Raw genomic sequence first — 24,672 nt, forward strand, 5'->3', positions numbered from 1 at the left:
CAAGCAAGGAGAGCACCCCATGGCAACACCAGCGTACATGTCGGTTACCGGCGAAAAACAAGGCCTGATCACTGCAGGCGCATTCACCGCTGACTCCGTTGGCAACACCTTTCAGGAAGGCCACGAAGACCAGGTCATGGTGCAGGCTTTCACCCACGACGTGATCATCCCGCGTGACCCGCAATCCGGTCAGCCAACCGGTCAGCGCGTGCACAAGCCAGTGGTCATCACCAAGGTCTACGACAAGGCTTCGCCGCTGCTGCAAGCGGCGCTGACCTCCGGCGAACGCATGAGCGAAATCGTTATCCAGTGGTACCGTACTTCGGCTCAAGGCACCCAAGAGCACTACTACACCACCAAACTGGAAGACGCGATCATCGTCGCCATCAACAACAAAATGCACAACTGCCAGGACCCAGGCAACGCGCACTTCACCCACCTGGAAGAAGTGCAGTTCACCTACCGCAAAATCACCTGGACCCACGAAGTTTCCGGTACTTCGGGTTCCGATGACTGGCGTGCTCCAGTCGTTTAATTACGGCTGATGGTTGTACCGCCCTGATCGGCATAACTGGTCGGGGCGGATTCACTTCTAAAGAATTTTTTGCCAATAGCCCCTTGAGGGCTGTTGCGCGTCGCAGCACTGCGCGAGGAACAAGGGATGTTCTCACCGGCCAACCAGCCTCATTTCAATCTGACCGTCGATGGCATCGACAGCGACTTTCAAGTGCTGTCGTTCACCGGTCGCGAGGCCCTCAACACGCCGTTCGAATTCGAGCTGGAACTGGTCAGCGAAAAGGCTTCGATCAACCTCGAAAGCGTGCTGCACAAACTGGCGTTTCTGCAGTTGTCGCCGAGCGGCAGCGGCATTCACGGGCTGGTCTACAGCATCGCTCAGGGCGAGGCGGGCAAACGCCTGACTCGTTACAAGATCTCCCTGCGCCCGCAACTGGCGTACCTCGCGCACCGGGTCAATCAGCGCATTTTCCAGCAGATGACCGTGCAGCAGATCATCAGCCAGGTCCTGGAAGAACACGGCATCCTCGCCAGCGATTACCACTTCCAGCTCAGCGCGATTTATCCCGAGCGCATTTACTGCGTGCAGTACGACGAGTCGGACCTGGATTTCATCCAGCGCCTGTGCGAGGAGGAGGGCATTCACTACCACTTCCAGCACACGTCGAGTGGCCACAAACTGACCTTCGGCGATGACCAGACGGTGTTCCCGAAACTCGCGCCCGTGGCCTATCAGCAAGATTCCGGACTGGTCGCCGACAAACCGGTGGTCAAGCGTTTCGGCCTGCGTCTGGCCACGCGCACCAGTCGCACCACGCGTCGCGATTACGACTTCGTCAAACCGAAGATCGAGCTGGAAAGCGACGCCAAAAGCAGCGCCCAGCCGGACCTTGAGGACTACGATTACCCGGGCCGTTTCGTTGATCGCGAGCGTGGTAAACACCTGGCCAATCGCGCCTTGGAACGCCATCGCAGCGACTACCGTCTGGCCGAGGGCAACAGCGATCAGCCGATCCTCGTCAGCGGGCATTTCCTCGCCCTGACCGAGCACGCCAACCCGACGTGGAACGATCTCTGGCTGCTCACCGAAATCTTCCACGAAGGCAAGCAACCGCAGGTGCTGGAAGAGTCGGTGACCAGCGACACCACCGACCTCAAGGACGATTTTCACCAGGGCTATCGCAACCGCTTCAGCGCGATCCCGTGGGACGTGCCGTACCGTCCGCCGCTCGATCACCCGAAACCGAAAGTTCTCGGCACGCAAAGTGCGGTGGTCTGCGGCCCCGAGGGCGAAGAGATCTACTGCGACCAGTACGGCCGGGTGAAGGTGCAGTTCTTCTGGGATCGCGAAGGCAAGCACGACGACATGACCAGTTGCTGGATGCGCGTCGCGTCGAGCTGGGCAGCCGAGACTTTTGGTTCGATCAACATTCCACGGGTCGGCATGGAGGTGTTGATCACCTTCCTGGAAGGCGATCCCGATCAGCCGCTGATCACTGGTTGCCTGTACCACGGCGCCAATCTGCCGCCGTACAAACTCCCGGATTTCAAGACCCTGGCCACGGTCAAGAGCAAGGAATACAAGGGCAGCCGCGCCAACGAACTGCGCATCGACGACACCACCAGCGAGATCAGCATCGCGCTGCGCAGTGATCACGGCGCGAGTGCGATCAACCTCGGTTACCTGACGCATCCACGCCCAAGCGGTGGTCAGCCGCGTGGCGAAGGGTTTGAGTTGAGAACCGATCGCCACGGTGCGGTGCGTGCGGCGGCCGGTCTGCTCATCACCACCGAGCCACGGCCGAACGAATCGAAACACCACAAGGACCTGCCGGAAACCGCTGAACGCCTCGCCACGGCCAGCGATCAGCAGGACGGATTCGCCGTTCAAGCCAAAGAGCTTCAGGCCCAAGAGGCGGGCGATCAGGACGACGTCGCCAAAGCACTGCACGCCCAGCATCAAGGCGTGCTCGGCAGTGGTCCGGCGAACCTTACCGCCAACGAATTCCCCGAATTCACCGAACCGCATCTGGTATTGGCGAGTCCCGCCGGCATCGCCCTGACCACACCGCGCTCCAGTCACATCGCCACCGGCGAACACCTGGCGCTGAGCAGCACCGGCCACACCAGTCTGTCGATCGGCAAACGCCTGCTGGCCAGCGCCAGTCGTGGCATGCGCCTGTTCGTGCAGAGCATGGGCTGGCGGCTGGTCGCCGCCTCCGGCGACATCGACGTGCGCGCACTGAAGGACAGCATCAACCTGCTGGCCAAACTCAACATCACCGCCAACGCCGACCGCATCACCATCACCGCGAAAACCGAACTGGTGATCCAGGGCGGCGGCAGCGCCACCACCTACAACGCCGGCGGCATCACCCACGCCACTAGCGGCCCTTACACCGCGCACGCGGCGAACTTCGCCTACACCGGCGCGAAAAGTCTCGCCGGGGTGTTCCCGGAACCACCGAAACCGGGCAAGGGCAACCTTGAATTGTTCAACCAATACGCCGGGCGTCAGGGCATCAAGGAAGGCGATTACGAAGTCATCGATGCGCTGGGCAAAAGCATCAAGGGCAAGCTCGACGGCAAGGGTTTTGCCAGCGTCGCCGGCGCTGCACCGGGGCCGGCACGTGTGCTGTTCGGCAAGGATCCGGCGGACACCTGGAGCGATGGCAGTTACATCGGCAAACCGGAGTGGCCGTTGAATCCGCCGGGGGCCGAAGAGGTGCCGAGTCAGGTGCAGGCGATGGTCGCGCAGGTGTTGCCGAGCAAGAGCTGGGAGATGTTGGAGAAGGGTAAGGACATGGCGCAAACAGGGATGAGTGCGATGCAGACCGCGCAAGGTGCGATGCAAACGGCGCAGCAGGTGAAAGGCTTGGCGCAGGGCGGGGTGGCCGGGTTGCCGAAACTGGCGAGTGCGGCGTTGCCGAGTGCGTCGAGCATCCTCGGCGCCGCGAGCAAGGGCGGACAGCTACCGACTCTTCCCGCGCCAACGCTTCCAAAACCTTCCTTGAAAACCCCAGGCCTGTTGGCGGGTGAGATGCTGTCATGACCACTGAAGTAGCTGCTGTAAAACGTGAACCTCAAGTTGCCATCGTTCCACTCAATGCCATCGACATTCAGGACGTCGCCAGCAGTGCGGCAACCTTTGATGCGTGGCTGCAATCGGCTACGGATGGCGTGGTCACGCTTGATCGAATCAAGAACTACGCCGGCTTCCTGCCGGTGGTGGGCAACATCATGGCGCTAGTCGATGCGCTGGGTGACATCGTCACCCTGTCGAACGCCAAGCAACGCGACTTGCTCGCTTGGGCCAGTCTTGGCATCAACCTGATCGGCGTCTTGCCGTTGCCGCCGTCGATGGCCGCGGCGCGGATGACCCTGCGCCCGACGCTGTTTCTGGTGCGTCAGGAAATGAGGGCCAGCAGCAAGGTGTTGCTCAGCACTTCCGTGATCGAGGTGCTGGTCGGCCACCTGAACGCCTCGATTATCGGCACGCTTGATGATTTTGTTGAGCAAGCCAAAGGCAAGTTACCGGGCATTTTGGCGGACGCTGGCAAGCTCGGCGAAGAAATCATTGATCAGATTGCAATAGGCATCGAAGCGGTGGCGTTCGGCAATCTGGATGCCAAAGGTGATCTGAATGCAGCCAGCGCCCAGGCGAGCGCCGCAGCCGATCAATTCAAGAATGATCCGCTGGCGTCATTCAGCAATGTTTTTGGGGCTGCCAACAGCGCCCTGAAGTCGGCAGGCAAAGGCCTGGCCAACAGCGTGGCGCAAAACCTTGTCCCCGATGACTTCAAAAAAACCGTTTCTGACGAAACCAAAAAACTGCGCGCCATGGGCCCGGAGCTGCGTACGCAGTTGAGCAAGCTCGACGATGAGTCGGTGCAGAACTCGATCGGCTGGTTGCTGCTGATCCTCTCCAGTGCCGTGACCTTGTGGCGCAAGCGCAATGCCCATGGGCAGAACGCCGCGGTCCACCCGGACAAGACCGGTCAGGCGAAGCGTACGGCATCCGAGGGGCAGTTGGCCTCTAACGGCCAACAGGCTTCGGCGACTCACGCACCCGAGCCGAAAAAAAACTGCGCCTGCGCCAGCACGGGGCGCAGTATCAATTTCGCCATAGGCTCTGAAAGCCTCAGCCATACCGATTTCAGCCTGCCCGGCCCCTTCCCGATCGAATGGACGCGCACCTACAACTCGCGCCTCGATGCCTACGATCATAGCGAACTCGGCGCTCGCTGGATCAGCGAATTCACCACGCGTTTCGACTGCATGGACGATGGCCTGACGTTCTACGGCGCTGACGGCCGCGACCACAGTTATCCGTTGCCAAAAGTCGGCCTGTTCCACTACGACGCCATCGAAAACATCACCCTGGTCCGCAACAGCGAAGATCAGTTGCTGCTGTGCCGTGGTTTCGAACGCAAGGAAACCTACGTCCGCCGTGGCCAGCGCTATGTGCTGAGCAATATCTCACTGCGCAACGGCGCCGGGATGATGCTGCATTACGAACATCGTCACGGCGAACACTCGCTGCTCTCGGATCTGATCACCTATCAGGAAAACGACTTCACCAAAGTCCATTTGCACCTCGGCACGATGATCGACGATCACGGCCGGTTTATCGGCCTTTGGCAGATCGTTGACGGCGAACCACTGCGCCAGCTCTGCGCCTATCAGTACGACACCTGTGGCGACCTGATTCAGGCGCAGGACGAGAACGGCGCCGTCTGGGCGTATCAGTTCCAGCACCACCTGATCACCCGCTACACCGACCGCACCGGGCGCGGCTTGAACCTGCAGTGGAACGGTTCAAGCGCCAAGGCCAAAGCCGTGCGCGAATGGGCCGATGACGGTAGCTTCGACACGCGCCTGGAGTGGGACGAGAACATTCGTCTGACCTACGTCACCGATGCCCTCGGCAACGAGACCTGGCACTACTACGACATCCTTGGCTACACCTACCGCATCCGTTACGCCGACGAGCGTTCGGAATGGTTCTTCCGCGACGAGGCGAAAAATATCGTGCGCCGCGTCAATGCCGACGGCAGCACCGATCGCTACAGCTACGATGAACGCAGCAACCTGCTCGAACACATCCGCGCCGATCACACGGTGATGCATTACGCCTACGATGATCAGGATCTGCTGATCAAGATCAGCGACGCCGAGGGCGGTCAGTGGCAGCGCGCCTATGACGACCAAGGCAACTTGGTCGAAGCGCTCGATCCGCTGGGCAACAAAACCGAATACGCCTACAACAAATCCGGCCAGCCCACCGCGATCAAGGACGCCAACGGCAACGAAAAAACCCTCGACTACAACGACGCCGGACAACTGGTCGAGTACGTCGATTGCTCGGGCAAAACCAGCGCGTGGGAGTACAACGAACTGGGGCAGATGATCTGCTTCACCGACGCTGCCGGCAACGCCACCGAATACCAATACAAGGCCGGCCAACCGGTGCTGATCAAGCACCCGGACAAGACCGAAGAGCGCTTTGAGCGCGACGCCGAAAGTCGGTTGTTGGCGCACGTTGATGGACTTGATCGTTGCACCACGTGGAGCTACAGCGCCGCCGGTTTGATCGCCGAGCGTGTCGATGCCGCCGAGCAAACCCTGCGCTATCGCTGGGACCGTCTCGGACGGTTAACGGCTTTGGAAAACGAAAACGAACAACGAGCGCACTTCCACTACGACCCGGTCGGTCGTCTGCTCGAGGAACGCGGTTTCGACGGCCGCAGCACGCGCTATCAGTACGACCCACTCACCGGCCGCCTCGCGCAATCGATCAATGGCCAACGCGTCATCTCTTTGAGCTTCGACCCGATGGGCCGTTTGACCGAGCGTCGCGCCACCCTGGGCGAGCAGTCGCAAAGCGAAACCTTTGCCTACGATGGCAACGGCAATCTGGTGCTGGCCGACAACGCCGACAGCCGCCTGCAATGGTTCCATGACCCGGCCGGCAATCTGCTGCGCGAGCACCAGCATTATCTCGGCCTGGAAAAGCCCACCGTCGCGATCTGGCAGCACGAGTACGACGTGCTCAACCAACGAGTCGCCAGCGTGCGCCCCGACGGCCACCGCGTCAGCTGGTTGACTTACGGCAGCGGCCATTTGCTCGGCCTGCGCCTCGATGAACACGAACTGATCGGCTACGAACGCGACGACCTGCACCGCGAAGTCGCCCGCCATCAAGGCAACCACCTGCTGCAAACCCAGAGCTGGGACCCGGCCGGTCGTTTGCAGGAACAGTTGCTGGGACGCAGCGACGACAAATCCACCCTGCTCAAACGCGAGTACAGCTACGACGCCGCCGGCCAACTGACCGACATCAATGACAGCCGCCGCGGCCCGCTCGCCTATCGCTACGATCCGGTCGGCCGACTGCTCAGCGCCGCAACGCGTCAAGGCGTGGAAACCTTCGCCTTCGACCCGGCTGGCAACCTGCTCGACGACAAGGCGACAGAGATTCGCCGCCCACTGGACCTGACCCCACCGCGCAGCAAACTGGTCGACAACCTGCTGCGCGAATACGCCGGCACCCACTTCGACTACGACGAACGCGGCAACCAGATCCAGCGCTGGCACAACGGCCAACGCAGCGACCTGCGTTGGGATCTGTTTGATCGACTGGTGCATTTCGAAGACCCGCGCCTCAGCGTTGATTTCGCCTACGACGCACTGGGACGCCGCCTGCACAAAAATTCCCGCGCGCATTACAAACAGCGCCCGGAAGCAGGTTCCCTCTGGAACAGAAACGAACACGCCCGCAAACAACGCGAACTTGGCTGCGGGCTCACGCTTTACGGTTGGGATGGTGACAACCTCGCCTGGGAAAGCAGTCCGGCACAGAGCGATGGCGAACCCGGCCGCACGGTGCACTACGTCTTCGAACCGGGCACTTTTGTCCCTGTGGCCCAGGCTGTACGGCATGCGCCAATTGATCTGATTGGGCTGCCGGATTACAGCGGTGAATACAGCCTTGATGAAGATCCAGTGTGGAATCACAAGTCAACGGCTTTACCGTTTGATGCGTTGGCCTGGTACCAATATGATCACCTCGGCACACCGCAGGAATTGACGGACTCGCACGGCAACATGGCCTGGACCGCGCAGTACAAGGCGTGGGGACAGGTGACGGAGCAGCGTTCGGAGTGGGCGCAGCAGCATGGCGTGATGAACCCGATACGGTTCCAGGGGCAGTATCACGATCATGAGACGGGGCTGCATTACAATCGCTACCGATACTACGATTCTGAGGTAGGGCGTTTCATTTCACAGGACCCGATTGGGCTGGCTGGTGGACTGAACCTTTATCATTACGTACCTAACCCGCTGGAGTGGATTGATCCACTTGGCCTTTCCGCCTCTTCTGATCTACCTCGGATGAAAGGTACGAGTATTCCTCGCGCCGGTAGAACGTTGAACAGCGCCGGATTTTCGAAAACCAAAGACAATGGGGTTAACGAAACCTGGAAGCATGCAGACGGTTCAGAGGTCAGGGTTCACAAGTACGGAAACTTGAATGCCTGCCCTCACAAATCTGGCAACAATGCACACATCCATAAACAGGATCCGTCCAATCATCAACTGGATGATGAGGGTAAAGTTTCCACCGATCCTAATAAAACTCACATTGGCATTCGTAATCCTGCCGATTTACCAGCTGTCCGAGGGAGACCACACGGATCATGAGTTATGAATACAAATTGGTGTTTGACGACAACTCTACAGCTCAGCATGTCATCGACATTGTTAAAGCTAGTAGTGCTTGTGTTCGCTCGGGCGACGGTGATCTTTATTTGAAGGATCACTCGTTGAATAGCAGTGGGGCTTACGATACTCGTCTCATTTATGGGGATGATGAATCCCTGTGGCTCCAAGTGAATTTCCAATCAGCAGAACTGTACGCCCTACTTAAAAAAGCACTCAATGGAAGAAATTTCAGGTGTCTTGAAGATGGGGACGAGGATGAAGAGGTTGGCTTAAATGAGGCCTTCCGCGTGTAGGTTGACTCTCGGTCAAATTGCAGCCGAATAGCCACTTTTTAATCTCTAAAAATTTATGAAATATATCAGGGGCAGGCCACGTTTTTGAAGGTTGATTAAACGCAACCTGCCTCTGATAAAACTCTCTGCCATTGGTGGTCGAAAGACGCGAAATTGATCGAGGCTGCAGTCAACCCTCGTAGTCGAAGGAATGACAACATGAAAGACGCCATTCGCTTGGGCGACTCCACCACTCACGGTGGCAAAGTCCTCGAAGCCTTTTCCCAGACTGACCTCAACGGCAAGCCCATCGCAGGGGTTGGCCACAAAGTCAGTTGTCCTCTGTGCAAAGGCATTTTTCCAATTGCCGAAGGCAGCAGCACTTACACCGTCGATGGAACGCCCATCGCGCTGGACGGCATGAAAACCGCCTGCGGGGCCGCGCTGATTGCCAGTGGCCCGAAAGGAGCGGTGGTCAGTTGAATCCGCGAGGGTGAGCTCTTCGTTCGCCCTCAGGAATACTGCAAGTAAACAACCTGGCTTCATCCATTAAAGGAATAAACATGAAGAACACCGCTTTGATCCTCGCACTGACCGCCGCTCTCGGCACCGTCAATGTTGCTCACGCAGAAGGACCGGACGCCGCTACGTTGAAAGGGATGTACGACACTGGGCGCAACATGTCCGGGTTGATTAACCATTGCGTCGACAAAGGTTTCCTGAAAGCTGAAAGCACTGCGAACGCCAATAAAATGGTGGCGTTTGTTGCTGGTATTCCAGGGCAGATGGACAAGAGCGACGGCGATAAGAACGAGGCCCATGGTCGCAAGGGTGAAGTATTGGACGATGGTCAATACAAAACCCTGGAGGCCAATCTGCCGCCGAGTCTGACGCTGAAGCAATGGTGCGAGCAGGCGGATCAAGGCATGCGTCAGGGATTGGAGCGTGTGGGTCTGTAATCTCCTTGGTGATTGATCGTTCCCACGCGCAACAATGGAATGCCTCAAGGGACGCTCCGCGTTCCAGTTCGCGAAGGGACGCGGAGCGTGGGAACGATCAGCGTTGGAGGTTATTTCGCGGAGAACTTCAACACCACGCTGTGGCTGTAAGTCTGCCCCGGATCAAGCCGTGTACTCGGGAAGTCCGGCTGATTCGGTGAATCCGGATAATGCTGAGTCTCCAGAGTAAACGCGCCCCAGTGCGGATACACCTTGCCACCCTTGCCCTTGACGGTGCCGTCGAGGAAGTTGCTGGTATAGAACTGCACACCCGGCTCCGTGGTGAACAACTGCAGCACGCGACCGGACTGCGGGTCACTCACCTCAGTCGCAACTTTGCCGATATCGCCCTTGGTATCCAGCGCCCAGTTGAAATCGAACCCACCCTGTTTCGGCTCAGCGAATTTCAACTGCGGATGATCAGCCTTGATGTGCGTGCCGATCGCGGTCGGCTTGCTGAAGTCCATCGGCGTGCCGGCCACGGGTGCCAGTTCGCCAGTCGGGATCAGTTTGGCGGTGACCGGCGTGTAATGGCTGGCGTGCAGGGTGGCGAGCTGTTTGAGGATGTCGCCATTGCCGGCGCCGGCGAGGTTGAAGTAGCTGTGGTTGGTCAGATTGAGCACGGTCGGTTTGTCGGTGCTGGCCTTGTAGTCGATGCGCAGTTCGTTGTTGTCGGTGAGGCGATAGGTCACTTCGGTGGTGAGGTTGCCGGGGAAGCCCATTTCACCGTCCGCCGACAGATAGGTCAGGGTCACGCCGACTGAGTCCTTGTCCTTGGTTTCCTGCGCTTTCCAGACTTTCTTGTCGAAGCCCGATGTGCCGCCGTGCAGCGCGTTGGTCTTGTCGTTCTGCGGCACTTGATAGCGCTTGCCGTCGAGTTCGAACGCGCCTTCGGCGAGGCGATTGCCGAAACGGCCGATGGTCGCGCCGAAATAGGCGGTACCTTTCTGGTAGCCCTGCACATCATCGAAGCCGAGTACGACGTCGTCGAACTTGCCGTGCTTGTCCGCCACTTTCAGCGATTGCAGGGTCGCGCCGTAGGTGATGACGGTGGCTTGCATGCCGTGGCTGTTGCGCAGGATGTATTGCTCGACGGGCGTGCCGTCATTGGTTTTGCCGAAGGCTTTGTGTTCGGCGCTGAGGCCGGCTGCGTTGGCGGAGAGGGTGGCGATCATCAGGGACAGTCCGAGGCCGGAGAGCAGGTGACGGGATTGAAGCATGGTTGACCTTCCTTTTTGTTGTTGTTTTCAAAATGGCGCCGATGCCGTGTAGGAGCTGCCGCAGGCTGCGATCTTTTGATTTTGGTTTTCAAAGGCAAGGTCAAAAAATCGCAGCCTGCGGCAGCTCCTACAGCGTAACTAGTCATGCTATTTTTGTTTGCAATCAAGATTTATAGTTGATTAATCGTTTATTTCAACAATAAAGACAGACTAATTGCTTTTGGGGTAAGCACCGAAGGTCGGCTGGTCGTGCGCACCACTGCACTTTTTCGCAATCAGCGGCTCTATCCATGGCCAGGATGCGGTGACTCCCGCCGCACAGGAATGTGCCTGTTCGAGATTTCATGCCGAGAGTTTTTGCCCTGATCGCTGCTTTTTTCCGCCGCCCGTGCCTGTTGCTGGCGTGTTTGTCGTCGCTGCTGTTCAGCGGTTGCAGTCATCAGGACGGCAACGGCTTCTTCAATCAGATGCGTGAAGGGAAGCCGCAGGAGTTCCTGCAGACCAGCGTCGACCGCATGGCCACGCTGGCGATGCGCGACAACCTCAGCAGCCTCTATCGCTTGCAAGCCAAGCTGTACCTGCGCAACCCGGACGAGCTGCGCAAGTCAGGCTTTCTCAACATCCATGCCGCTGTGAAGCAGGTGCGGATGGCCGTAGAGCAGCAACAGCCGCTGCCGGTGTTGGGTGGTCGAAAGGATCTGGCGGCGCTGAGCTATGCGATGAGCCCGGAGTTTCTCGGTGACCGCGTCGGCGCGTTCATCTATGCCATCGGCAGCATGCTGGTCACCGCCCATGGCAATCGCACCGAGTTCTATATGACGGACGCGATCAACCCGACGTTCGTTCACAACGCCGCACGCAATATCGAAAAAGCCACGTGGATCTTGTCCCAGCGACAGAACAAGGAAGGTCAGCCGCTGCTGTTTTCCAATGAGATCTCGGAGGAGGGCAGTAACCTGAGCTTCGCCACCGAGTTCGGCAAAATCGTTGCGCGGCTGGACCTGATCACGCAGATGCTTGATGAGCGTTACCGGCGGATCGGCCTTAACTACGCGCAGAGTTTGCTGTTCCTGAATTTCTTGCCGGTGCAGTGAGTTCTGTTTGGGCGGTGATGATCAATTCACCACAAAACCCTGTGGGAGCTGGCTTGCCAGCGATAGCGGTGGGTCAAGCAAAGCAGTGTTGCCTGACCTGGCCTCATCGCTGGCAAGCCAGCTCCCACAAGTTTTTGTGGTGTGCAGAGATCCAATGTAGGAGCGAGCCTGCTCGCGAAAGCGTTCCTTCAGGCGCTGAAGAGTTGACTGGTCCACCTCATTCGCGACCAGGCTCGCTCCCACATTGATCGAATAGTGAAGGTTGTTTTTGTATACAATCCGTCACCGCTATTGATCAAAATGGAGCCGCCCCCGTCATGACCGACCCCGCCAGCGCCGATTTCAGCCGCGTCGACCGCACCGCCCGTGCGGACAAACTGCCCTACGCCGCGTTGCTGGCGTTCGCCATGACCGGGTTCATTGCCATCCTCACCGAAACCCTGCCCGCCGGGCTGCTGCCGCAAATCGGCGCCGGGCTCAACGTCAGTGAAGTGCTCGCCGGGCAACTGGTGACGCTCTACGCGCTGGGTTCGATTGTCGCGGCGATTCCGCTGACCGTCGCCACGCGCGGCTGGCCTCGACGCCGTGTTTTATTGATGACGGTCGGCGGGTTTCTGCTATTCAACACGGTCACCACGTTTTCCAGCCATTACGGTTTGACCCTGGCTTCGCGTTTTCTCGCCGGGATGGCGGCGGGGTTGTCGTGGGGGATCATGGCCGGTTATGCGCGCGGCATCGTGCCGGTGCATCAACAAGGGCGGGCGCTGGCGATTGCCATGCTCGGCACGCCGGTGGCGTTGTCACTGGGCACGCCGGCAGGGACGTGGCTGGGCAATCTGATCGGCTGGCGCGCGTCGTTCGGGATCATGTCGGCGCTGGCGCTGTTTTTGGCCGCGTGGATTGTTATCGCCGTGCCGGATCGTCCGGGGCAAACCAGCGAGGAGCGTCTGCCGTTGCTCGAATCGCTGCGCCTGCCGGGTGTGCGGCCGGTGTTGTTCGTGGTGCTGACGTGGATGCTCGGGCACAACATTCTCTACACCTACATTGCGCCGTTTCTGATGCAGGCCGGGCTGGCTGACCGGGTCGATCTGGTGCTGCTGGTGTTTGGCCTGTGTTCGCTGGTGGGGATCTGGATTATTGGCATGCTGGTTGATCGCTGGCTGCGCTGGCTGACGCTGATCAGCCTCGCGGTGTTTGCGCTGACGGCGCTGGTACTGGCATTGGCGGCGCCTTCGCCGTTGGTCATTTACGCCTGCATGGCGGTGTGGGGATTGTCGTTTGGCGGTTCGGCCACTTTGCTGTTGACCTCGGCGGCGGATTCGGCTGGTGATCACGTCGATGTGGTGCAGGCGATGCTCACCACTTCGTGGAACGTGGCGATCGCCGGGGGCGGGTTGTTTGGTGGGTTGTTGCTGGATCGGGCCGGAGCGATGTCGTTTCCGTGGGCGTTGCTGATTTTGTCGCTGATCGCGCTGGCCACGGTGTGGGTCAACAAAAACCACAGCTTCAAACCGGGCCGAAGGGTGCACTGAATCTGCATCCACCACCTAACCCTGTAGGAGTGAGCCTGCTCGCGATAGCGGAGGGTCAGTCACTGAATCCGTCACAGATAGACCGCTATCGCGAGCAGGCTCACTCCTACAGTAAAGCGATGGTGAATTCGATATGGCATAACGATAGACCGCATCGATATATGTGGTTATAAGAAAAATCGCTATGCTGCGGGCCAGATTTTTCCTGTCGTTTTTCTGGACGGTTTAATGGAATTGGCAAATTTCGGCCTGGTGATTGCCGGGCTGGTAGTGGGGTTTATCGTCGGCATGACCGGTGTTGGCGGTGGTTCGTTGATGACGCCGATCCTGCTGTGGTTCGGCATCAACCCGGCAACGGCGGTGGGCACTGACCTGCTGTACGCCGCCATTACCAAATCCAGTGGCGTCCTCGTTCACCGCAAGAACAAGAACATCGACTGGGCCATCACCGGTTGGCTGACCCTCGGCAGCGTGCCGGCGGTAGCGATGACCTTGTGGTTCCTCAGCACCCTGCACACCGCGCCGGACGTGATGAACGCCATCATCAAACAGGCGCTGGGCTTCGTCCTGTTCGCCACGGCGCTGGCGATCTTCTTCAAGAAGCGCTTGCTCGACTTCGCCCACAAACGCGCTGGCGGCAACTACAACCCGAGTGGTTCACGGCTGAACGTGATGACCGTGATCACCGGTCTGATCCTCGGCACCATGGTTGCCCTGACCTCGATCGGTGCGGGCGCCCTCGGCACTGTCGCGCTGTTCATCCTCTATCCGCTGCTGCCGACCCGCCGTCTGGTCGGCACTGAAATCGCTCACGCCGTGCCGCTGACCCTCGTTGCAGGCCTTGGCCACGCGAGCATGGGCAATATGGATTGGGGTGTGCTGGGCTTCTTGCTGGTCGGCTCGCTGCCAGGCATCTGGCTCGGCAGCCACCTGACCGGACGCATTTCCGATGAAGTGCTGCGCCCGTGCCTGGCGACGATGCTGGTGCTGATCGGTTACAAACTGGCGTTCTGATCCGGCCATGAGTGAAACCACTGTCCACTGCGAAGGCCGTCTCGCGATCACCGTCTCACCGCGTGAGATGCGCATGAGCCATTGGCTGTACGCGCCGCGGGTGGTCGATTTGCAGCACCAGCGAGTGCTGCTGGATCTGAGCGAGAGCCTGTGGGATTTGCTCGGTACCGCTGACGAGACGGGCAATGGCATCGAGTTGGTGTTGCGCAAATACCCGGGCGATCGGTCGTCGGTGAGGTTGAGTGTTGAACTCGACAGCGGTGAGCTCAAGCTCGGTGGACAACCTGTCGATCCTTCAGAATTGCTCTCCGTGCTCGATTCAGCGCTGGAGTGAGGCGGCACAGCTTGCGGCGCGCCGCCTCACCACGGGTTAACGCTCAATGACGTATTTCATCACCGTCACCGGCAAATCGTCGTAGACCAGCTCTTCAACCACTTCCCAACCCAGTCGCGCATACAGCGACTGCGACGTGTCGGTATACAGATACAACTCGGGCACGCCCAGCGCCGCCGCTTCTGCAACCACTCGATTGACCAGTTGCGAAGCAATCCCGCGACCGCGCTCCTCAGCCTTCACATAAACGCCTGCCAGCCACGGCGTCAGGTTCGGGCGCAGCTTCAGATCACTTTCGATCAGCAGCGCCCCGCCCAGCAGTCGCGAACCCTCTAGCGCTACCACGACACTCGGCACGGCACGTTTGCCGCAGGACTCGCGCATGTGTTCGATACGGTCCTCGACGGTTTGTCCGGGACGAAACTCGCCCCACTCCTTGAAGTTGAGCGTGGCCAGTTCTTCAATCAATTCGGGGTGATCGCACAGGTAATCGATGTGCATGCGGGTGAACTCCATTTCATGGGCAGAACCACCACCCTAATGCGGTCATAAAAGGTAATCAAATCCGCGTTGCGATCACCTCGGATATGTTGCGCAATGTCGCGCCTGTCCTAAGCTTCTGACTAGGCGGAAGATATTTGCCGGGTTGTCCCGGAACAATCGCCACGATGCGCAATCATTAGAGCGTGGATATCAAAAGGAGATGCGCATGCTCATCAGGTCATTGACCCTGACACTCTTGCTGGCGATTGCCGGCCCCTTGTTCGCCGCTGACAACGATTCGCCCATCGCCGGGGACATGGGCCGCGCCCGACCGCTGATCGTGATCGCACAAAGCACGGTCGACCCCGTGTGGGTAGCCCTGAAAAAGTCGCTGGAGGATCCCGCCAACAAAAAGGGCGTCACCGACCGCAACATCAAGGTCTACACCATCCTCAACATGTCCGGTCAACTCGACGGCAAGGACATGGGCCAGCAAGACACCATGGCGCTGCTGCGCTCGCTGAAACTGGGAGCCGGGGCGTATCCGAAAGTGTTTCTGGTGGGCAAGGACGGCGAGACCAAACTCTCGGCCTCCGGGGATGAAGCGAAAGCGGTGGATTTGAAGAAGATCTTCGACACCATCGATGCCATGCCAATGGCTGAGAAGGAGGCGGCCGCTGCGGCTCAGGCGCCGGTTGCTGCTACGCCGGAACCAGCCAAAGGCGCGAAGAACGCCAAACCGACCAAGCCTGCGAAACCAGCCAAGCCGCCGGAAATGCCGGATGATTGATCGGTTGTTGTAGAGACGATTTCACGTCAAAGGGGCGAGAGGATTCAATCTTCTCGCCCCTTTTCTGTTTCTGCATGCTGCGACGCAAAGCCCTTCAACCTCGTCGGATTTTTCCTGCAAGTCGCGGCGGCGGTGGTGAACTGGTGGGCTTGGGTGAGGAGGGATAGTCTTCTTTGGCCGCTGCAAAACACAGTGGTCGGGTGTGGAAGTCCGGTGTTGGTCGTGAGCGCATGTGCGCCTGTGAACACATGTTGGCGGTTTTTATGCCAACATTGTTTGCTTATGGCAGCTATGCGCAGGAGCACTCTCGAGTGCACCGGGTCTCTCGACCTCCCCGGACTTCCACCCCTGCGCAAAGCTGCCACCCTCTCGTGGAAGTGAGTTTGGCAGTTTTTTCTCCCATGTTTAGAGGTCATTTACTTATGAAAAAACACACGCCAAACCCTCCCGAATCCCCCATGGATTCAGGATCCTTCGACGCCAACAACCCCCGATTACGCAACCCCCGTCACCCCGATCCCATCAGCCATCTCTTCACCATCGTCCCCGATATCGATACCCCGACGCTGCTCTGCCACGCTTGCGAAACCCTCGCCTCACTCAATGTCCTGACCACAGACCTTGCCGCTGAACTGCAAGGTTCAGCGCGCAGTCTCGCCCTGTCGATTCAGCAGTTGGCGGTGCTCGGCGAGTTGCTGGTCAACCGTGCGCTGGACAATCTCGATCCACCAGCGGCGACGCAACATTGAACAGGGAGGTGCAGCATGACGCGATACATTCCGCTGACCGGGATTGACTGCAAGATTCCCGCTCTGCTGATCGACCGCGAGGCGCCCGTGGATGTGCTGCATGGCACGGCGGCTTACCGTTTGCGTTGTGTGACGCAGTTGATGGAAACCCTGGCGCTGGGTGACGGCAAGGGACATGACGCCTTGCTGCTGCAGGATTTCGCCCGGGTGATGGCGATCCCGTTGCGGGACAGTTGCGACTTGATGGATGTCATCGGCTGGAAGTTGCAGGCTCAGCTTTAAAGACAAAAGATCGCAGCCTGCGGCAGCTCCTACATTGACCGAGTGAAAACCCGATCCTGTAGGAGCTGCCGCAGGCTGCGATCTTTTGATTTTCAGTCAGTGACAGCGCTGAGGATTTTGTGGGCGATCTTCACCCGCTCAGGAATCGGAAAGTTCTTGTTGGCCATGATCACGATGCCAACGTCTTTGCTCGGCACAAACGCCACGTAAGTCCCGAAGCCCCCCGTCGAGCCGGTCTTGTTGATCAGCACGTCATGCGGCTGCGGTTGCGGAGGGTTCAGCCACTGCACCTTGTGCGCCTGCATGGCCATTTCGGTCGAGTTGCCCGCCAGCAAGCGGTCAAGGCTGATCGGGTAGCGGTACATTTCCCAACCCAGGCCTTGGGTCATGTCGCCAACGGTGTAGTAACCAGTGTGGGTATTGGCGATGGTTTTTTGCAGTACCGCTTCCAGCGTTTCAGGTTTCAGGTTGGCCTGAACGTAACGCAGCATGTCCACCGCGCTGGTTTTCACGCCATAGGCCTGCGAGTCAAGCGCACCGGGCGTGACGCGCACAGGTTTGCCGTTCTTGTCATAACCTTGTGCATACAGCTCCATTTGCGCGGCAGGCACGCTGAGGTAGGTGTGCTGCAAACCGAGTTTCGGCAGCAGGGTTTGCGTCATTGCCTGATCAAACGGCTGGCCGAGGCTTTTCGCCGCCAGATAACCGAACAAACCCAAACTCGGGTTGGAGTACTGGCGATGGCTGCCTGCCGGATAAACCGGTTTCCACTGTTGGAAATAGCCGAGCATCTTGTCAGACGAATCCCATTGCGCCGGGAATTGCAGCGGCAAACCGCCGGCACTGTAGGTGCCCAGTTGCACCACGCTGATGTTGTCGAAGGCACTGCCTTTCAATTCAGGCCAGAGCTGACCGGCCTTGGTCGACAGGTCCAGCTTACCGGTGGCTTGCGCGTAACCGGCGAGGGTGGCGGTGAAGGTTTTGCTCACGGAGCCGATTTCGAACAGGGTGTTTTTGCTGACTGTTTGCCCGGTGTCTTTGTTGGCGACGCCGTAGTTAAAGTAATGCGGCTGACCGTTGATGGTCAGTGCCACGCTCAGGCCGGGAATGTTCTGCTGCTGCATCACGGGCGTTACCGCGTCGTTGACCAATGCTTGCAGCTGCGCAGCATCGGGCGCAGCGGCGAAACAGGATGTGGCGCCGAATAACAGGCCGAAAGCGGCGCAGGAAATGACTTTTCTCGATTGAATGGATGACATGGGTGAACCACTCTCCATGAGTGTTGATGACGTTATCCCGCTACACTGCGGGCGATTTCTTCGTTGGGCGACTGATCAGCGCCGCCAATTTAGTCAGCGCGACGCTAATCGACAAACGATGAAAACTCGCACGAGCCATTAGAAAAATTTGGGACTGGGCATGATTCGACCGCAATTGCCGCTCAACGCACTGCGCGCCTTTGAAGCCTCCGCACGTCATTTGAGTTTCACCCGCGCGGCCGTGGAGCTGTGCGTCACCCAGGCTGCCGTCAGCCATCAGGTCAAAAGCCTTGAGGCGCAACTCAACGTCACGCTGTTCAAACGCCTGCCCCGTGGGCTGATGCTGACCAGTGAGGGCGAAACTTTGTTGCCGGTGCTGAGCACTTCGTTCGATCACATCGCGCAGATTCTCGAACGCTTGGCCGGTGGACAATATCGCGAAGTGCTGACCGTCGGCGCGGTCGGCACCTTCGCTGTCGGTTGGCTGTTGCCGAGGCTGGCGGACTTCCGGGCGAAACATCCGCTCATAGATTTGCGGCTGTCGACCAACAACAACCGCGTGGATGTCGCGGCAGAAGGGTTGGATTACGCGATCCGTTTTGGCGCCGGGGCGTGGCATGGTATCGAGGCGACGCGTTTGCTCGAGGCGCCGCTGTCGGTGTTGTGCGTGCCGGAGATTGCCCGGCAATTGCATTCGCCGGGGGATTTGTTGCAGCAGACGCTGCTGCGTTCCTATCGCACCGATGAATGGCCGGAATGGTTTCAGGCGGCAGGGTTGGCGACGCAGGCGGCACCGCCGCAGAGCATTGTGTTTGATTCGTCGCTGGCGATGATGGAAGCGGCTTTGCAGGGCAGCGGGGTGGCGTTGGCGCCGCCGCTGATGTTCGCCCGGCAACTGGCGGCGGAGGCGATTTGTCAGCCGTTTGCGATTGAGATTACGACGGGGAGTTACTGGTTGACGCGGCTGCAGTCGCGGCCGGAAACGGCGGCGATGAGTGCGTTCAAAACCTGGCTGCTGCAAATCTCTACATGACTCACATCATCCCCTGTGGGAGCTGGCTTGCCAGCGATAGGGCCGGCACGGCCAACATCGATGTTGGCTGACCCACCGCTATCGCTGGCAAGCCAGCTCCCACAGGTTCATTTGTTGAACCAGCTACTCGGATTCAACCCCTATTCCCAGTAGAAGTGAGCCTGTGGGGATATCGGTTTGGGTTGATGATCAGCGCACCAGACACGGCCGCTTGTTATCGAACTTCCACCCCGGAATCAAAAACTGCATCGCCACGCTGTCATCCCGCGCGCCGAGGCCCATGCCTTTATAGAGTTCATGAGCCTTGGCCACCTGGTCCATGTCCAGTTCGACACCCAGCCCCGGTTTCTTCGGCACTTGCACCAGACCGTCGACAATTTGCAGCGGCGCCTTGGTCAAACGCTGGCCGTCCTGCCAGATCCAGTGGGTGTCGATCGCGGTGATCTCGCCCGGCGCAGCAGCGGCGACATGGGTGAACATCGCCAGCGAAATGTCGAAGTGGTTGTTGGAATGCGAACCCCAGGTCAGCCCCCATTCATGACACATCTGCGCCACGCGCACCGAACCCTGCATGGTCCAGAAGTGCGGGTCGGCCAGCGGGATGTCCACCGACTGCAACTGGATCGCATGACCCATTTCACGCCAGTCAGTGGCGATCATGTTAGTGGCGGTTTTCAGCCCTGTAGCGCGGCGAAATTCGGCCATCACTTCACGGCCCGAATAACCGTTTTCCGCACCGCACGGGTCTTCGGCGTAGGCGAGCACATGATGCTGATCGCGGCACAAACGAATAGCTTCTTTGAGTGACCACGCACCGTTCGGATCAAGGGTGATGCGCGCCTCGGGAAAGCGTTCGGCCAGCGCTGTCACCGCTTCGATTTCGGCATCGCCGCTGAGCACGCCGCCCTTGAGTTTGAAGTCCTTGAAACCGTACTTGGCATGGGCCGCTTCGGCGAGGCGCACCACGGCCTCGGCAGTCATGGCCTTCTCGTGACGCACGCGGAACCAGTCGTTGTCGGCGTCCGGTTCGCTGCGATAGGCGAGATCGGTTTCGCGCTGATCACCAACGTAGAACAGATAACCGAGCATCTTCACTTCATCGCGTTGCTGACCTTCGCCGAGCAATGCCGCCACCGGTACGTCGAGATGCTGACCGAGCAAATCGAGCAGCGCGGCTTCGAGACCGGTGACCGCGTGAATGGTGATGCGCAGGTCAAAAGTCTGCAGGCCACGGCCGCCGGCATCGCGGTCGGCGAAGGTCTGGCGCACTTGATTGAGAATCTTCTGCCAGGTGCCGATCGGGCTGCCGATCACCAGGCTGCGCGCATCTTCCAGGGTCTGGCGAATACGCTCGCCACCGGGCACTTCACCGACGCCGGTGTGGCCGGCGTTGTCTTTGAGAATGACGATATTGCGGGTGAAAAACGGCCCGTGGGCGCCGCTCAGATTGAGCAGCATGCCGTCGTGGCCGGCCACGGGGATGACTTGCATTTCGGTGATGATCGGGGCTTTGGCGGTGTCGTGTGCGGTCATGTTCTTATCCTTAATACGCAATCTTAAAAATGGACGTCAGGCGTGTTTCGGCGCGGTCTCGACCACGGCGATGTCGGCAGCAGGTTTCGGTGTGGTGCGGGCGAAGAAGACAATGATCGCGGCAATGATCGAGGTCGCGGCCAGGCCATAGAGGCCGCCCTGAATCGAGCCGGTGTGTTCTTCGAGCAGGCCGAACGTGGTCGGCGCGACGAAGCCGCCAAGGTTGCCCACCGAGTTGATCAACGCGATCACCGCTGCGGCGATGCGTGCATCCAGATAGGCCTGCGGAATCGGCCAGAACAGCGACGACGCGGATTTGAAGCCCAGTGCGGCAAAGCAGATCGCAACGAAGGCGAAGATCGGCCCGCCGGTGGTGGACATGAACATCCCCGCTGCGGCGATCAACAGGGCGGTGGCGACCCACGCCTGCTGGTGTTTCCACTTGGCCGAGAACGAAGCGAAGGCGTACATGCCGATGATCGACAACAACCACGGAATCGAGTTGAACAGGCCGACCTGGAAGTCGCTCATCTCGCCCATTTTCTTGATGATGCTCGGCAGCCAGAAGGTTGCCGCGTAGATGGTCAACTGAATGAAGAAGTAGATCAGGCAGAACAGGATGATCTGGCGATCCTTGAGCAGTTTGCCCATCGATGGCCGGATCGGCGTCGCGGCTTCGCGGGCTTTTTGTTCAGCGTCGATGGCGTTGACCAATGCGTCCTGTTCGGCGCGGCTCAGCCATTTCGCATCGTGAGGTTTGGCGTCGAGCCAGAACCAGACGAAGACGCACAGGCACACAGAGAACATCCCTTCAATGAAGTACATCCATTGCCAGCCGTGCATGCCCAGCCCGTTGATCTGCAGGAGCAGGCCGGACAACGGGCCGGAGATCAGCGAGGCCACGGCCGAGCCGCTGAGGAAGATCGCAATTGCCTTGCCGCGCTCGGCGCCGGGCAGCCAGCGGGTAAAGTAGTAGATCACCCCGGGAAAGAACCCGGCCTCGGCCACGCCGAGCAAAAAGCGCAATACGTAGAAGTGGGTTTCGTTCTGGATGAACGCCATGCCGGCGGCGACCAGGCCCCAGGTGAACATGATGCGGGTCAGCCAGATGCGTGCGCCGACTTTCTGCAGCAGCATGTTCGACGGGACTTCGAACAGCGCGTAACCGATGAAGAACAACCCGGCGCCGAAGCCGTAAGCGGCGGCACCAATACCGAGGTCGTGTTCCATGTGGGTGCGGACGAAACCGATGTTCACCCGATCAATGTAATTGACGATGAACATGATCACGAAGAGCGGCAGGACGTGGCGTTTCACTTTCGAGATGGCCGACGCGAGTGTCGAATCGACGCCCTCGTTCATCCCGGAGACGGAGGTTTTCACTTGGTTTTCTCCCACTGATTATTTTTATGCGGGGTAGGGCAGTTACTGCGTTGTTGCTAGACATCATACAACTGAGAATTTTTGTCCTACAAGTGGGGAAGGCCGATTAATTTTCTCTGGAAAGCCGGTTTTTTATGCTTTTTTACACGGATGCTCAATGATTTCTGGGTGTTATGGCTTTTGAGAAGTGAAGGCTTCCTACGGTTGTGCGGCTCTGTTCGTCTGGGAAGTATCAAATCATTTCGATTAATTTGAGTGTTGTCATACAAGTTGGTCCGCTAAAATCAATCTTGTAAGCCCCGCGCGCGATGCTACGATCGGCAAGCCCCGATCACCGGAACCAACCATGCAAGAAGACCTCGACGCTCCCGCTCGCAAACGTGCGCACAACCTCGCCCATGATCTGGTGGAGAAACTCACCCAGAGCATCCTGCTCGGCCAGTTATCACCCGGCGACAAGCTGCCCTCGGAGAACGCCATCGTTCAGGAACATGGCGTCAGCCGCACGGTGGTGCGCGAGGCGATTTCCAAATTGCAGGCTTCGGGACTGGTCGAGACGCGCCACGGCATCGGCACGTTTGTCATCGAGCGCGCGGCGGAGCAGGGCTTGCGCCTTAACGTCGACACGGCGCTCGGCGTGCGCAGCATTCTTGAATTGCGTCTGGGCCTGGAAACACAAGCGGCGGCGCTCGCGGCGCAACGCCGTACCGAGCAGCAATTGCTGCAAATGCGTCAGGCGCTGGATGACTATCAACGGCTGCTCGACAACAACGACAGCTGTGTCGAGGCCGATCGGCGCTTTCATCTGCTGATCGCGGAGGCCACCGGCAACGTCTGCTTCAGCGAGATCATGCAACACCTGGGCAGTGCGATGATTCCGCGTAACCGGCTCAATGCTGCTGAACGTGGCGCGGCGGATTTGAGCAAACTCGGGCAACTGGCCCATCTGGAGCATGAGGCGATTCTGAATGCGATCAAACGTCAGGATGCGGATGCCGCGCGGGCAGCCATGTGGTTGCACCTGACCAACAGCCGCGACCGTTTTTCCGCGCAAGGTTGAACGCCGTCGGTCTGTTCGATAGCACGCCGTCCACAGGCCTGATTCCAAGTTGTACGGCCCGGGTATTCCGGACCTCCTTGGTGAGGTGTGTCATGGCTAATGATTTGCTGTTTCAGGGTGGTGTGCTGCCAACCGATCCAACCCGGCCGATGCCGGGTACCGATGAACCGACCCTGGCCGATCACGATTCACCGATGGGCATGCCCCCAGGGCGTGATCCGTTGAGCGATGCTGATCGGCCCGAAGACTGGAAGGATCCGGCGGCGGATGACGATGTACCGCCGGCGGATGAGCCGACGCCGTTGTCGGATGATCGGCGCTGATCGGCGATTGCCTTGATTAATGTGTTGTCTGGGCTGGCCTCATCGCTGGCAAGCCAGCTCCCACAGGTTATGCGGATGTACCTGAAAACTATGTTCACCATAGAACCCTGTGGGAGCTGGCTTGCCAGCGATGTCGGCATTTGCCTCAACAACAATCATTGATCAGATCGCTGCCCGAACACCCCCAACCCGTCGCTCCAGATTCAAAGCCAACACACTGATCAACACCACCACCGACCCCACCAGCATCAGCAACGTCGGCCGCTCCGCCAACCCGACCGACGCAATCCCCATCGCCGTTGGCGGAATCAGATACAACGTCATCGTCGCCCGGCTCAAATCCACATGCTGGAGCACAAACCCCCACGCCAGATAGGCCAGCGCACTGGGAAACACGCCCAATGCCAACACCGCCCACTGCACCCGCAGCGGCGCATTCAGCAAGGCTTGACCCAGTCCAGGCAGATAAATCAGCAGCATCAACGTCCCCGACCACACCGCGTAACACGCCAGACTGAAGCCGTCGTAACGCCGCGCATGATGCTTTTGCAGGGCGAAGTAAACGCTCCATGAAACGGCTGCCAGCAGGATCAGCAGGGCATGCGCATCGATATCGCCCAGACCCTTATCGCCGCTGACCACAATCACCACACCGACAAAGCCGAGCAACACACAACCCCAGCGCCAGGCGCTGACCTGATCTTTGAACACGAATCGCGCCAGCAACGTGCTGAACAACGGGCTCGATTGCGCCAACACGCTGGAAGCGCCGGCACTGACGCTTTGTTGGCCGATGTTTAGCGCGACGTGATGCAGGCTGACGGCGAAGAAACCCAAGGCAAACAACAGCGGCACATCGCGCCAGTGCGGCAGGCGCATGCCTTTGAAAATGGCGATCAACGCCATGAACAACGACGCCAACAGAAAGCGCAGCAATGCCAGATGCCCGGGGTCGTAGGCTTGCAGACCGATGTGAATGCCGGTCGGCGAATACGCCCAGCAGCCAACGACAAAGGCCATCGCCAAGAGGATTTTCCACGGGGAAGGGTGCGGCATGATCGGGCGCTCGGTG

Annotated in this window: 22 protein-coding genes; 16 read left to right on the forward strand and 6 right to left on the reverse strand. The window is 59.1% G+C overall.

Annotated features, from left to right (window positions below):
• The first annotated feature begins 19 nt into the window (after nt 1-19).
• The 6 genes from ACM6IN_RS13695 to ACM6IN_RS13720 all read left to right on the forward strand — a co-directional run bounded on the left by ACM6IN_RS13695 (nt 20) and on the right by ACM6IN_RS13720 (nt 9,472).
• A complete protein-coding gene (locus tag ACM6IN_RS13695; protein WP_008084998.1) occupies nt 20-535 on the forward strand; it encodes an Hcp family type VI secretion system effector in 516 nt (171 codons plus the stop codon).
• 126 nt (nt 536-661) lie between these two features.
• Entirely contained in the window at nt 662-3,568 is a 2,907-nt protein-coding gene (locus ACM6IN_RS13700; protein ID WP_414916204.1) for a type VI secretion system tip protein VgrG, read from the forward strand.
• Nucleotides 3,565-8,220: an RHS repeat-associated core domain-containing protein gene (locus ACM6IN_RS13705; RefSeq protein WP_414916205.1), complete on the forward strand. Its 4,656-nt coding sequence runs from the start codon at nt 3,565-3,567 to the stop codon at nt 8,218-8,220. Before ACM6IN_RS13700 ends, ACM6IN_RS13705 begins: the two co-directional genes overlap by 4 nt.
• Nucleotides 8,217-8,534, forward strand: a complete 318-nt coding sequence (locus tag ACM6IN_RS13710; protein ID WP_007918682.1) for a hypothetical protein — start codon at nt 8,217-8,219, stop codon at nt 8,532-8,534. Before ACM6IN_RS13705 ends, ACM6IN_RS13710 begins: the two co-directional genes overlap by 4 nt.
• 198 nt (nt 8,535-8,732) lie before the next feature.
• Nucleotides 8,733-8,996: a PAAR domain-containing protein gene (locus tag ACM6IN_RS13715; RefSeq protein WP_007918680.1), complete on the forward strand. Its 264-nt coding sequence runs from the start codon at nt 8,733-8,735 to the stop codon at nt 8,994-8,996.
• Nucleotides 8,997-9,076: 80 nt separating this feature from the next.
• On the forward strand, nt 9,077-9,472 hold the full coding sequence (locus tag ACM6IN_RS13720; protein WP_414916206.1) for a hypothetical protein: 396 nt from the start codon (nt 9,077-9,079) through the stop codon (nt 9,470-9,472).
• Nucleotides 9,473-9,582: 110 nt separating this feature from the next.
• Here ACM6IN_RS13720 and ACM6IN_RS13725 read toward each other — a convergent pair whose 3' ends face one another.
• Nucleotides 9,583-10,731, reverse strand: coding sequence for an aldose epimerase family protein (locus ACM6IN_RS13725; RefSeq protein WP_414916207.1), 1,149 nt, complete (start codon nt 10,729-10,731; stop codon nt 9,583-9,585).
• A gap of 344 nt (nt 10,732-11,075) precedes the next feature.
• On the opposite strand from ACM6IN_RS13725, the gene ACM6IN_RS13730 reads away from it, so the two are divergent.
• From ACM6IN_RS13730 to ACM6IN_RS13745, 4 genes are all read left to right on the forward strand, one after another.
• Nucleotides 11,076-11,825, forward strand: a complete 750-nt coding sequence (locus ACM6IN_RS13730) for a hypothetical protein (protein ID WP_093433963.1) — start codon at nt 11,076-11,078, stop codon at nt 11,823-11,825.
• Between the two features lie 317 nt (nt 11,826-12,142).
• On the forward strand, nt 12,143-13,357 hold the full coding sequence (locus ACM6IN_RS13735) for an MFS transporter (RefSeq protein WP_414916208.1): 1,215 nt from the start codon (nt 12,143-12,145) through the stop codon (nt 13,355-13,357).
• A 228-nt stretch (nt 13,358-13,585) separates the two neighbouring features.
• Nucleotides 13,586-14,371 carry a sulfite exporter TauE/SafE family protein gene (locus ACM6IN_RS13740; protein ID WP_414916209.1) on the forward strand — a complete coding sequence of 262 codons (786 nt, stop codon included), beginning with the start codon at nt 13,586-13,588 and terminating at the stop codon, nt 14,369-14,371.
• 7 nt (nt 14,372-14,378) lie between these two features.
• Complete coding sequence (locus ACM6IN_RS13745; RefSeq protein ID WP_095114545.1) at nt 14,379-14,705, forward strand: hypothetical protein; 327 nt, start codon at nt 14,379-14,381, stop codon at nt 14,703-14,705.
• Between the two features lie 36 nt (nt 14,706-14,741).
• Here ACM6IN_RS13745 and ACM6IN_RS13750 read toward each other — a convergent pair whose 3' ends face one another.
• Nucleotides 14,742-15,206 (reverse strand): GNAT family N-acetyltransferase, encoded by a 465-nt coding sequence (locus ACM6IN_RS13750; protein WP_414916210.1) that lies wholly within the window; start codon nt 15,204-15,206, stop codon nt 14,742-14,744.
• A gap of 208 nt (nt 15,207-15,414) precedes the next feature.
• Here ACM6IN_RS13750 and ACM6IN_RS13755 point away from each other — a divergent pair, with 208 nt between their 5' ends.
• The 3 genes from ACM6IN_RS13755 (at nt 15,415) to ACM6IN_RS13765 (ending at nt 17,009) form a co-directional block, all read left to right on the forward strand.
• Nucleotides 15,415-15,978 carry a DUF4174 domain-containing protein gene (locus tag ACM6IN_RS13755; protein WP_095114544.1) on the forward strand — a complete coding sequence of 188 codons (564 nt, stop codon included), beginning with the start codon at nt 15,415-15,417 and terminating at the stop codon, nt 15,976-15,978.
• A gap of 422 nt (nt 15,979-16,400) precedes the next feature.
• On the forward strand, nt 16,401-16,727 hold the full coding sequence (locus ACM6IN_RS13760; protein ID WP_007918668.1) for a DUF6124 family protein: 327 nt from the start codon (nt 16,401-16,403) through the stop codon (nt 16,725-16,727).
• A 15-nt stretch (nt 16,728-16,742) separates the two neighbouring features.
• Nucleotides 16,743-17,009, forward strand: a complete 267-nt coding sequence (locus ACM6IN_RS13765; protein ID WP_007918666.1) for a hypothetical protein — start codon at nt 16,743-16,745, stop codon at nt 17,007-17,009.
• Nucleotides 17,010-17,101: 92 nt separating this feature from the next.
• Here ACM6IN_RS13765 and ampC read toward each other — a convergent pair whose 3' ends face one another.
• On the reverse strand, nt 17,102-18,259 hold the full coding sequence (gene ampC, locus ACM6IN_RS13770) for a class C beta-lactamase (protein ID WP_414916217.1): 1,158 nt from the start codon (nt 18,257-18,259) through the stop codon (nt 17,102-17,104).
• A 169-nt stretch (nt 18,260-18,428) separates the two neighbouring features.
• Here ampC and ACM6IN_RS13775 point away from each other — a divergent pair, with 169 nt between their 5' ends.
• Nucleotides 18,429-19,301 (forward strand): LysR family transcriptional regulator, encoded by an 873-nt coding sequence (locus ACM6IN_RS13775; protein WP_414916211.1) that lies wholly within the window; start codon nt 18,429-18,431, stop codon nt 19,299-19,301.
• 189 nt (nt 19,302-19,490) lie between these two features.
• Here ACM6IN_RS13775 and gudD read toward each other — a convergent pair whose 3' ends face one another.
• Together gudD and ACM6IN_RS13785 are read right to left on the reverse strand one after the other, a co-directional pair.
• The gene (gene gudD / locus ACM6IN_RS13780; protein WP_273915838.1) at nt 19,491-20,834 is read right to left on the reverse strand and encodes a glucarate dehydratase; all 1,344 of its coding nucleotides are present in this window, start codon (nt 20,832-20,834) and stop codon (nt 19,491-19,493) included.
• 36 nt (nt 20,835-20,870) lie between these two features.
• A complete protein-coding gene (locus ACM6IN_RS13785) occupies nt 20,871-22,217 on the reverse strand; it encodes an MFS transporter (protein ID WP_007917375.1) in 1,347 nt (448 codons plus the stop codon).
• Between the two features lie 346 nt (nt 22,218-22,563).
• On the opposite strand from ACM6IN_RS13785, the gene ACM6IN_RS13790 reads away from it, so the two are divergent.
• Together ACM6IN_RS13790 and ACM6IN_RS13795 are read left to right on the forward strand one after the other, a co-directional pair.
• Nucleotides 22,564-23,277, forward strand: a complete 714-nt coding sequence (locus ACM6IN_RS13790; protein WP_007917373.1) for a FadR/GntR family transcriptional regulator — start codon at nt 22,564-22,566, stop codon at nt 23,275-23,277.
• A 92-nt stretch (nt 23,278-23,369) separates the two neighbouring features.
• Nucleotides 23,370-23,600 carry a hypothetical protein gene (locus ACM6IN_RS13795; protein ID WP_123376943.1) on the forward strand — a complete coding sequence of 77 codons (231 nt, stop codon included), beginning with the start codon at nt 23,370-23,372 and terminating at the stop codon, nt 23,598-23,600.
• Between the two features lie 162 nt (nt 23,601-23,762).
• Here ACM6IN_RS13795 and ACM6IN_RS13800 read toward each other — a convergent pair whose 3' ends face one another.
• Nucleotides 23,763-24,656: a DMT family transporter gene (locus tag ACM6IN_RS13800; protein WP_414916212.1), complete on the reverse strand. Its 894-nt coding sequence runs from the start codon at nt 24,654-24,656 to the stop codon at nt 23,763-23,765.
• Between the last annotated feature and the right edge of the window lie 16 nt (nt 24,657-24,672).

Origin of the sequence: Pseudomonas sp. IT-P395 (assembly GCF_949767675.1) — a bacterium.
Taxonomy (GTDB): domain Bacteria; phylum Pseudomonadota; class Gammaproteobacteria; order Pseudomonadales; family Pseudomonadaceae; genus Aquipseudomonas.